11 protein-coding genes are annotated in these 9,231 nt (G+C 72.0%); 8 read left to right on the top strand and 3 right to left on the bottom strand.

Annotation, left to right across the window (positions count from 1 at the left end; all coding sequences use genetic code 11):
• Window positions 1-487: penicillin-binding transpeptidase domain-containing protein (locus ACTWPW_RS61465; RefSeq protein WP_443174619.1), on the top strand; the 487-nt coding region annotated here is incomplete at its 5' end.
• Window positions 484-1,620, top strand: coding sequence for a rod shape-determining protein RodA (rodA, locus tag ACTWPW_RS61460; protein ID WP_443174618.1), 1,137 nt, complete (start codon window positions 484-486; stop codon window positions 1,618-1,620). The genes ACTWPW_RS61465 and rodA, both read left to right, overlap by 4 nt.
• Here rodA and ACTWPW_RS61455 read toward each other — a convergent pair.
• On the bottom strand, window positions 1,582-2,565 hold the full coding sequence (locus tag ACTWPW_RS61455; RefSeq protein ID WP_375109900.1) for an amidohydrolase family protein: 984 nt from the start codon (window positions 2,563-2,565) through the stop codon (window positions 1,582-1,584). The two genes, rodA and ACTWPW_RS61455, sit on opposite strands and share 39 nt — an antisense overlap.
• Window positions 2,555-2,929, bottom strand: a complete 375-nt coding sequence (locus ACTWPW_RS61450) for a metal-sulfur cluster assembly factor (RefSeq protein WP_443174617.1) — start codon at window positions 2,927-2,929, stop codon at window positions 2,555-2,557. The genes ACTWPW_RS61455 and ACTWPW_RS61450 overlap by 11 nt, the downstream gene beginning before the upstream one ends.
• 71 nt (window positions 2,930-3,000) lie before the next feature.
• Here ACTWPW_RS61450 and ACTWPW_RS61445 point away from each other — a divergent pair, with 71 nt between their 5' ends.
• Together ACTWPW_RS61445 and ACTWPW_RS61440 are read left to right on the top strand one after the other, a co-directional pair.
• Entirely contained in the window at window positions 3,001-3,732 is a 732-nt protein-coding gene (locus ACTWPW_RS61445) for an IclR family transcriptional regulator (protein ID WP_443174616.1), read from the top strand.
• Window positions 3,733-3,955: 223 nt separating this feature from the next.
• Window positions 3,956-4,606 (top strand): epimerase, encoded by a 651-nt coding sequence (locus ACTWPW_RS61440; protein ID WP_443174615.1) that lies wholly within the window; start codon window positions 3,956-3,958, stop codon window positions 4,604-4,606.
• Here the strand turns inward: ACTWPW_RS61440 and ACTWPW_RS61435 are convergent.
• Complete coding sequence (locus ACTWPW_RS61435; protein ID WP_443174614.1) at window positions 4,593-5,861, bottom strand: MFS transporter; 1,269 nt, start codon at window positions 5,859-5,861, stop codon at window positions 4,593-4,595. The genes ACTWPW_RS61440 and ACTWPW_RS61435 overlap by 14 nt on opposite strands.
• Window positions 5,862-5,951: 90 nt before the next feature.
• On the opposite strand from ACTWPW_RS61435, the gene ACTWPW_RS61430 reads away from it, so the two are divergent.
• The 4 genes from ACTWPW_RS61430 to ACTWPW_RS61415 all read left to right on the top strand — a co-directional run.
• Window positions 5,952-6,488: a CGNR zinc finger domain-containing protein gene (locus ACTWPW_RS61430; protein ID WP_375109896.1), complete on the top strand. Its 537-nt coding sequence runs from the start codon at window positions 5,952-5,954 to the stop codon at window positions 6,486-6,488.
• Between the two features lie 127 nt (window positions 6,489-6,615).
• Complete coding sequence (locus ACTWPW_RS61425; protein ID WP_375109895.1) at window positions 6,616-7,728, top strand: LLM class flavin-dependent oxidoreductase; 1,113 nt, start codon at window positions 6,616-6,618, stop codon at window positions 7,726-7,728.
• Window positions 7,729-7,753: 25 nt separating this feature from the next.
• Entirely contained in the window at window positions 7,754-8,359 is a 606-nt protein-coding gene (locus ACTWPW_RS61420) for an FMN reductase (RefSeq protein WP_375109894.1), read from the top strand.
• Between the two features lie 74 nt (window positions 8,360-8,433).
• Window positions 8,434-9,231: chitosanase (locus ACTWPW_RS61415; RefSeq protein ID WP_443174613.1), on the top strand; the 798-nt coding region annotated here is incomplete at its 3' end.

Genomic DNA, 9,231 nt, shown 5'->3' with positions numbered 1-9,231 from the left:
GCTCGGCGGCGACGCGGCCAACTTCTCCATCGGGCAGGGCGGGGTGCTGGTCACGCCGCTGCAGCTGGCGCGGGCGTACGCGGCCATCGCCAACGGCGGCACGCTGCACAGCCCGCGCGTGGGGCTGCGCGTCGTCCGCCCGGACGGGTCGGCGGTCAGGACGATCACGCCGCCGGTGGCCGGCCGGCTGCCCGCCTCGGCCGAGACGCTGCGCTTCATCCGGCAGGCCCTCACCCAGGTGCCCCGGTCGGGGACGGCGGAGGGCGCCTTCAAGGGGTTCCCGTTCGGCAAGATCGCCGTGGCCGGGAAGACGGGCACGGCGGAGTCGTTCGGGCACCGGGACACCTCCTGGTTCGCCTCGTTCGCCCCCGACCCCGCCTACACCGTGGTGGTCGTGCTGTCGGAGGGCGGCCGGGGCGCGGAGGGCGCGGCTCCGGCGGCCCGCGACATCTGGGAAGGCATCCTCGGGCTGAGGGAGCGGCGATGATCGCTGTTTCGGGCAGGCGGCGGGTCGTGTGGGCGCCCTCCCTGGGCGCGCCCGACCGGGTGCTGACGCTGCTGGCGCTGGCCCTGTCCGCGACCGGGCTGCTGCTGGTGTGGTCGGCCACGCGCATGCAGGACGACAACGGGCTGCTGGTGCGGCAGGCGGTGGCCGTCGGCGGCGGGCTGGTGCTGATGTGGCTGGTGTCGCGGGTCGATCTGCGGGTGCTGCGGGCGTACGTGCCGCTGGCGTACGTGCTGACGCTGCTGTCGCTGGCCGCGGTGCTGAGCCCGCTGGGCGTGCGGGTGAACGGCGCGCACTCGTGGATCGTGCTGGCGCCCGGCGTGCAGTTCCAGCCGTCGGAGTTCGCCAAGGTGGCACTCGCGCTGGCGTTCGCGGTGCCCCTGGGAGAGCTGCGCGACGGGCAGCACCGGCCGGGGTTCGGCGGGGTGCTGCTGGCGCTGGTGCTGGCCGCGGTGCCGATCGGGCTGATCGCGCTGCAGCCGGACCTGGGCACGATGCTGGTGTTCGCGGCCATGGTGGCGGGGGCGCTGCTGGTGTCGGGGGCGCCCAAGCGCTGGCTGCTGGTGCTCCTCCTGGGCGCGGTGGGGGCGGGGGCGGCGGCGTGGAAGCTCGGGCTCGTCCGGCCGTACCAGCTCGAACGGCTGCTCGTGCTGGCCGATCCCGGGGCCGACCCGGGCGGCGTGGGCTACAACGCCGCCCAGGCGCGCATCGCGATCGGCTCCGGCGGCCTCTACGGCAAGGGGCTGTTCAACGGCGAGCAGACGGCCGGCCACTTCGTGCCCGAGCAGCACACCGACTTCATCTTCACCGTCGCGGGCGAGGAGCTCGGTTTCGCCGGGGCCGCGCTCATCGTGCTGGCCGTGTGCGCGCTGCTGTGGCGCGGGCTGTCGATCGCGCGGCACAGCGCCTCGCCGTACGGAGCCGTGCTGGCGGGCGCGGTGGTGTCGTGGATCGCCTTCCAGACCTTCGTGAACGTGGGCATGACCGTGGGCCTCATGCCGATCGTGGGCGTGCCGCTGCCGTTCGTCTCCTACGGCGGCTCGGCCACGGTCGCCGGGCTGCTGGCCGTCGGGCTGCTACAGGCGGTTCACCGGACCAAGTCCATGCAGCCGTAGCAGGTTCTCGCCCAGGATCTTGCGCTTGGCCTGGTCGGTGAGCTGCGGGTAGCCGTACCCGTCGCAGAGGTCCTGCGGGATGGTGAAGTCCCTGAACGCCCTCAGCGCCCACTGCGGGTGGAAGATCGGCGCCTCCGAACCGTAGATGATCTTGTCCTCGCCGCACCAGAAGAGCAGCTTGCCGATGATCTCGGCGAACATCCTGGGCGCCCGGACGATGAAGTTGATCGTGGCCGCCAGGTCGGCGTACAGGTTGGGGTAGCGGATGAGCTGCCAGCAGGTCTCGTCCAGGAACGGCAGGCCGACGTGGAAGATGACGAAGTTGATGTCGGGGAAGTTCGCGGCGGCGCCGTCCATGTCCCACGTCTGCGTGTGCTCGATCGGCTGCGGGCCCAGCGGGACGCCCTTGTGCACGCCGATCAGGTCGATGCCCAGGTCCCTGGCCTTCTCGAAGATCGGGAAGGCCACCCGCGGATCGTCCATGCGCCACGGGTACGGCGAGCCGTAGTCGTAGCGGACGTTGTACAGCTTGAACGCGCGCGCGTTGAACTCCCCCACCTGGCGTTCCATCAGGTCGAGCGCCTTGCGGCCCTCCAGCGGGTTGACCGTGCCCCAGAAGATCGTCCGGTCCGGGTCGCGGGCGGCCAGCTCGGCGCACTCCTGCCACGGCGACAGGCCGTCATGGTAGAGGTCGGTGAGCGGCAGCGGCATGGCGACCAGCATGTCCGTGTCGGACTCCTCGTAGACCATGCGGCGGATGTCGTCGATCGTCCACTGCCGCAGGAACTCCTCGGGGGGCAGCTTGGTCTCGCCCTCGGGGGTGAGGGTGGTGTGGAAGGCGTACAGGTGGTTGGAGAACATCTGGCCCGCGGAGCCGTAGGCGTTCTTGGCCTCGAAGTTGAACACGTGGGCCACGCTGTCGAACACGAAGAAGTCATCGATCATGCGCCTGATTCCTCCTTATGTAGGCGGCCTTGTCGGGCACCTGCGCGGGAGCGGGCAGGAAGCGCAGCAGGCGGGCCGCCCTCGGGGAGAGCCGGTCCACGGTCCACGCCTCGTCCCACACGATCTCGACCTCCGCCTCGCGGATGCCGGGCTGCCCCTCGATGCGGTCGCGTACCTCGGTGAGGACCCTCGCGGCGAACGGGCACCAGCCCGAGGTCAGCAGCAACTCCACCCGGGCCCGGCCCTCCTCGACCTCGACCGACCTGACGAGGCCCATCTCCACGACGGAAATGCCCTTCTCCCTGCAGCACGGGTCGTAGACCCCGGACAGTGCCTGACTGGCCCACTGCGGTATCTCCGGCATGGCCTCATCGTCGGACGGGTGTGCCGCTTGGGGTAGGCGTCCGATTTTCAGATAGCGCAGATGCTGGATGGATGACCGGCGAACAACCCAGCGATCTGATCCGCAGCGTCTCCCGAGCGCTTCGCGTGCTGGAGGAGGTCTCGCGGGCCGACCGGCCGCTGTCGGTCAAGGTCATCGCCCGCCGATGCGGCCTCAACCTGTCCACCTCCTACCACCTGGTCCGCACTCTTTGCTACGAGGGCTACCTGCACCGGCAGCCCGACGGCGACTACCTGCTCGGCTCGCAGGTGGCCGAGCGGTACCACGAGATGCTGGACACCTTCGAGCGGCCGCCCCGCGCCACGGCGGTGCTGCGGCACCTGGCCGCCGTCTCCGGCCACACGGCCTATCTGGCGCAGCTGTCCGGGGGACGGCTGGTCGTGGTGGACGTGGCCGAGGGGCCGCGCTCGCCGTGGCTGGAGGACCTGCAGGCGGGCCTGGAGACCGCCCCGCACGCCACCGCGCTCGGCAAGGCGCTGCTGCTGTCCCTCACGTCCCGCGCCAGGCGCGCCATCCTGACCGGGTACGGCCTGCGCCGCTTCACCTCCTCGACCCCCGTCAGCGTGGAGGACCTGGAGGAGGAGCTGGCGCGGCTGCGGCCGGGGCAGGTGGTGGAGGAGCACGGGCAGTTCAGGGAGGAGGTGGCCTGCGCGGGCGCGATCGTGCCCGGCACGCAGTGGGCGATCGGCATCTCGGCCCGCGGCCTGTCGATCCCCCAGATCGCCCGCATCCGCCTGGCGGAGGCCGTACGGGACCTGGCTTGACCGGTGGCCGGCCGGTGCTGGCCGGGCCAGGAGCGGCGTGCCGGCGCACTCCTGCCTCAGCCGCGGCGACGGGCGCCCGGGGTGGGCCCGGCGGGTGCGGCGCCGCCCGGTGCGGGTCCAGTGGGATCCTGAGCGAGGGTGGGGCATGAGGCGCCGGCGTACCGGTCGCACGGCCGTACCCGGTGACGGACGGATTCGCGGAGACGATCGGAGCGGGTGTGGAATGAGGGTGATCCTGTTCGGGGCGACCGGGATGATCGGGCGGGGGGTGCTCAGGGAGTGCCTGCTCGACGAGCGGGTCACGGCCGTGCTCGCGGTCGGGCGCTCCGCGACGGGGGTTTCGCATCCCAAGTTGCGCGAGATCCGGCACGATGACCTGCTCGACCTGTCCCCCGTCGAGGGTGAGCTGGGCGGTTACGACGCGTGCTTCTTCTGCCTGGGGGTCTCCTCGGCCGGGATGAGCGAGCGGGACTACCGGCGCGTCACGTACGACTTCACGCTGGCGGCCGGGGAGACGCTGGCGCGGCTGAGCCCCGGCTCCACGTTCATATACGTGTCCGGCGTCGGGACCGACGCGCAGGGTCGGGCCATGTGGGCCAGGGTGAAGGGGCTGACCGAGAACGCGCTGCTGGCGTTGCCGCTGGAGGCGTACATGTTCCGGCCCGGCTACATCCAGCCCATGCACGGCGTCACCTCGCGCACGCGGCTCTACCGGGTGGCGTACGTGGTCACCCGGCCGCTCTACCCGGTGCTGCGGCGGTTCTTCGCGTCTGGGGTGACGACGACGGAGCGGATCGGGCAGGCGATGATCGCGGTCGCCGAGCGCGGGGCGCCGAAGCGGACCCTCGGGCCCACGGACATCAACGCGCTCTGATCGTCCCTGGCGCCAGGGGGATGGCGAGGAGCGAGGCCGCCGCGGCCAGGCCCCAGACCGCCGCCCAGGAGGCGTGGGCGATGACGACGGGGATGAGCAGCGGGGTGAGGAAACCCACCGCGAACAGGGCGGTGCCCAGGAGGCCCAGGGCGGTTCCGGCCCGGTCGGGGCCGGCCATGGCGGCGATCTCGGTGTAGGCGACGCCGTGCCAGGAGTTGGCGAGCAGGCCGCCGACGGCGAGGGCGGTGACGGTGAGCGGGGTGGGGGCGTCGGTGAGCACCGCCGCGGCCGCCATGGCGATCCCGGCCAGGGCGCCGATGCCGCGCAGGTAGGTGCGGCGGTTGCCCCGGCGGTCGGTGCGGCGGCCGGTCCAGATGCGCGCCGCGCCGCCTCCCAGCTGGGCGATCAGGACGGTGACGCTGGCCAGCGTGGCGCCCTCGCCCTTGACGTCGTGCAGGAAGATGGCGGTGAAGGAGAGGACGGCGAACTGGGGGACGGTGAGCAGCGCCCCGGCCAGGGCCACCCGCCACACGTCCCAGCGGCGGAGCGGGGAGCGCCCCTTCGGTGAAAGGTTCCGCTCGCCGCGGCCGGTCCTCTCCAGCAAGGAGGTGGCGGGTGGGGTGGGGTTGTGGAGCCAGCGCCAGGTGGCGGCCGCGGCGGTGAGGCAGAAGGCGGCGGGTACGGCGTAGACGGCGCGGAAGCCGTACGACTGGGCGAGCCACGGCAGCAGCGCCACCCCCACCGCCCCGCCCACCGGGATCGCCGTCTGGCGGATGCTCATCGCGAACCCCCGCTCCCCCTCCCCGAACCAGGTCATGACCGCCCGCCCCGAGGCCCCGTTGACGCTGCCGCCCAGCGCGCCCGCGACCGCCATGCACACCGCCAGCAGGCCGACCCCGGCCCCGTCCCCGGGGGTCACGGCCACGGCCATCACGGCGAGCAGCGCGGCCGTGGCCGTCAATCCGGTGAGCAGGACGCGCCGGTCGCCGAAGCGGTCGGTCAGCAGCCCCCACACGATGTCGGAGGCCGCCACCCCGAGCCCCAGGCAGGCCAGCACCAGGCCGAGCGCCCCCGTCGACAGGTGGTAGTCGGCGCGCATCGTGATGCCGGTGACCGGGATGCCGGAGAACATCGCCGAGAAGCTGCCCTGCGCCCCGACGCCCACGGCGAGCACCACCCACCGGTGCCGGGCCCCGTACGAGCGCCGTCCCGCCCCGGCGGGGGAGCTGTCGGCGGTGGAAGCCAACGTCGTCACGACGCGCACCTTTCACGAAATAACCGGACTTAGCGGTTACCGACCCTGGCAGCTCCAAAAGTAACTTGTCAACCCGGTTACGATGACGCCATGGACTTCACCTTCGTCAGCGGGAACCTCGGGCTCGACCTAGCCGGCACCGTCGGCCACCGCCGGGGCGAGCGCATCGACCTGCTGGCGGCCCCCGGCGACCTGGCCCGCTGGACGGTCGCCGCCGGGCTCCTCGACACCCCGCCCGCCGTGAGCGACGACGACCTCGCCCGGACGGTGGCGTTGCGCGAGGCGATCTACCGGCTGGCGTCGGCGGCCCGTACCGGAGCGCCGTTCGAGGCGGCCGACCGCGAGACGCTCAACCGGGCCGCCGGCCGCGCGCCCGCGAGCGTGCTGCTCGGCGAGGACGGCCTGGAGCGCGGCGGCGACCTGCCGGCCGCGCTGTCCAGCACCGCCCGCGCCGCCGCCGAGCTGCTCGGCGGCGCGCAGGCCGCGCTGATCAGGGAGTGCGAGGCCGACCCCTGCACGCGCCTCTACATCGACGCCTCGCACCGCCGCACGCGCCGCTGGTGCGACATGCGCGGCTGCGGCAACCGCGCCAAGGCGGCCGCCTTCCGCGCCCGCCGGCACCACTGACGCCCCGACCCCCGCCCGCGGCCCCGAGGGGCGGGCGGCATCGGGCATGCCGGATGATGGAATATCCCCGAGGGCCTCAGCGCTACCGTAGCCGTCAAAGATTCAACAGTCATGGATGGTGACTAAAGTGCAGTTCGGACTCTTCAGCGTGGGCGACGTGACCACCGATCCCACCAACGGCAGGACCCCGACCGAGCACGAGCGGATCAAGGCGATGGTGGCGATCGCGCTCAAGGCGGAGGAGGTCGGGCTGGACGTGTTCGCGACGGGCGAGCACCACAACCCGCCCTTCGTGCCGTCCTCCCCGACCACCATGCTCGGCTACATCGCGGCCAGGACGGAGCGCCTGCAGCTCTCCACCGCCACGACGCTGATCACCACGAACGACCCGGTGAAGATCGCCGAGGACTTCGCCATGCTGCAGCACCTGGCGGACGGCCGGGTGGACCTCATGCTGGGCCGGGGCAACACCGGGCCGGTGTACCCGTGGTTCGGGCAGGACATCCGGCAGGGCATCCCGCTGGCCATCGAGAACTACGCGCTGCTGCACAAGCTGTGGCGCGAGGACGTCGTCGACTGGGAGGGCCGCTTCCGCACCCCGCTGCAGGGGTTCACGAGCACGCCGCGCCCGCTCGACGGGGTGCCGCCGTTCGTCTGGCACGGCTCGATCCGCAGCCCGGAGATCGCCGAGCAGGCCGCCTACTACGGTGACGGCTTCTTCGCCAACAACATCTTCTGGCCGAAGGAGCACTTCATGCGCCTGATCAACCTCTACCGCCAGCGGTACGCGCACTACGGCCACGGCACCCCCGAGCAGGCGGTCGTGGGCCTGGGCGGCCAGGTGTTCATGCGCAAGAACTCCCAGGACGCGGTACGCGAGTTCCGCCCGTACTTCGACAACGCCCCCGTGTACGGCCACGGGCCGTCGCTGGAGGAGTTCACCGCGGAGACGCCGCTCACCGTGGGCAGCCCGCAGCAGGTCATCGACCGGACGCTGGAGTTCAGGGAGTTCTTCGGCGACTACCAGCGCCAGCTCTTCCTCATGGACCACGCGGGCCTGCCGCTGAAGACCGTGCTGGAGCAGCTCGACATCCTCGGCGAGGAGGTCGTGCCCGTGCTGCGCAAGGAGCTCGCGAAGGACCGGCCGGCGGAGGTGCCCGGCGCGCCGACGCACGCGTCCCTGCTGGCGAAGAAGAACGCACCCGCCGACAAGAACGCCTCAGAGCACGTGGGCGCCTGAAACGCCCGGAAGGAGATCGACCCCCATGAAGCTCGTCGTCGTCACGGCGGGGCTGACGCAGCCCTCCTCCTCCCGCCTGCTCGCCGACCGCCTGGCCGAGGCGGTCGCGCGGCGGGCGGAGGTGGAGGTCCGCGTGATCGAGCTGCGCGACCTGGCCGTGGACATCGCCAACAACTTCGTGACCGGATTCCCGAACGGCAGGCTCCGCGAGGTGATCGCGGCCGTGACGGAGGCCGACGCGCTCATCGCGGTCACGCCGATCTTCAGCGGCTCGTACAGCGGCATGTTCAAGTCGTTCTTCGACGTGCTCGACAACACCGCGCTGACGGGCAAGCCCGTGCTCATCGCGGCGACGGGCGGCACCGCCCGGCACTCGCTGGCGCTGGAGCACGCGCTCCGGCCGCTGTTCGCGTACCTGCGCGCCGTGGTCGTCCCGACCGCCGTGTACGCCGCGTCGGAGGACTGGGGCGGCGGCCGCGACGCCTTCACGGACGGGCTGGGCGAGCGCATCGCCCGCGCCGCGGACGAGCTGGCCGACCTGCTGCTGCACCGCGCGCCCGGCCGGGTGGAGCAGCCGGAGGAGATCGTCCCGTTCGAGCAGCAGCTCGCGGCCCTGCGCCCGGTCGACTAGGTTCACCGGCGCGGGCCGCGCCCGGAGGAGTAAGGTCCGTTAGGAACCTTTCCTAACGAAAGCAGGGAGCCCACGTGCTGACCGCGACTCTGCTCAGCCTCGCCCTCACCCTCACCGGCACCGGCACCGGCACCGGCACCGGCCCCTTGACCGGCACCGCACCGGTGGACCTCACCGACCCGCACAAGAAGGACATCGCCATGCGGCTGGTGTCGAGCGCGGAGAACTCCTCGCTCGACTGGAAGGCCCAGTACGGCTACATCGAGGACATCGAGGACGAGCGCGGCTACACGGCCGGCATCATCGGCTTCTGCTCCGGCACCGGCGACATGCTGGAGCTGGTCGAGCTCTACACCAGGCGCAAGCCCGGCAACGTCCTGGCCAGATACCTGCCCGCCCTGCGCGCGGTCAACGGCACCGACTCCCACCAGGGCCTGGAGCCGAACTTCATGAAGGACTGGCGGACGGCCGCCAAGGACCCCGCCTTCCAGCAGGCCCAGAACGACGAGCGCGACCGCGTCTACTTCGGCCCGGCCGTCCGGCAGGCCAAGCAGGACGGGCTGCGGGCGCTCGGCCAGTTCGCCTACTACGACGCCATCGTCATGCACGGCCCCGGCACGAGCCGGCTGAGCTTCGGCGGCATCAGGAAGTCCGCCCTGGCCAAGGCCAAGCCGCCGGCGCAGGGCGGGAACGAGGTGACGTACCTGAACGCGTTCCTGGACGCGCGCAAGGCGGCGATGCGGGCCGAGGAGGCGCACGAGGACACGACCCGCGTGGACACGATGCAGCGGGTGTTCCTGAAGAACGGCAACCTCGACCTGAACCCGCCGCTGACCTGGAAGGTGTACGGCGACAGCTACACGATCAAGAAG

The sequence above is a fragment of the Nonomuraea sp. KM90 genome (assembly GCF_052246675.1).
In the GTDB taxonomy this organism is placed as follows: domain Bacteria; phylum Actinomycetota; class Actinomycetes; order Streptosporangiales; family Streptosporangiaceae; genus Nonomuraea.
Note: the sequence above shows the minus strand (reverse complement) of the source record. Positions and strands in the feature narration are given on the sequence as shown.

Coding starts and splice junctions, on each gene's coding strand:
- ACTWPW_RS61450 (WP_443174617.1), bottom strand. CDS start 2,929: ATGCCGGAGATACCGCAGTGGGCCAGTCAGGCACTGTCCGGGGTCTAC.
- ACTWPW_RS61440 (WP_443174615.1), top strand. CDS start 3,956: ATGAGGGTGATCCTGTTCGGGGCGACCGGGATGATCGGGCGGGGGGTG.
- ACTWPW_RS61430 (WP_375109896.1), top strand. CDS start 5,952: ATGGACTTCACCTTCGTCAGCGGGAACCTCGGGCTCGACCTAGCCGGC.
- ACTWPW_RS61445 (WP_443174616.1), top strand. CDS start 3,001: ATGACCGGCGAACAACCCAGCGATCTGATCCGCAGCGTCTCCCGAGCG.
- ACTWPW_RS61455 (WP_375109900.1), bottom strand. CDS start 2,565: ATGATCGATGACTTCTTCGTGTTCGACAGCGTGGCCCACGTGTTCAAC.
- rodA (WP_443174618.1), top strand. CDS start 484: ATGATCGCTGTTTCGGGCAGGCGGCGGGTCGTGTGGGCGCCCTCCCTG.
- ACTWPW_RS61420 (WP_375109894.1), top strand. CDS start 7,754: ATGAAGCTCGTCGTCGTCACGGCGGGGCTGACGCAGCCCTCCTCCTCC.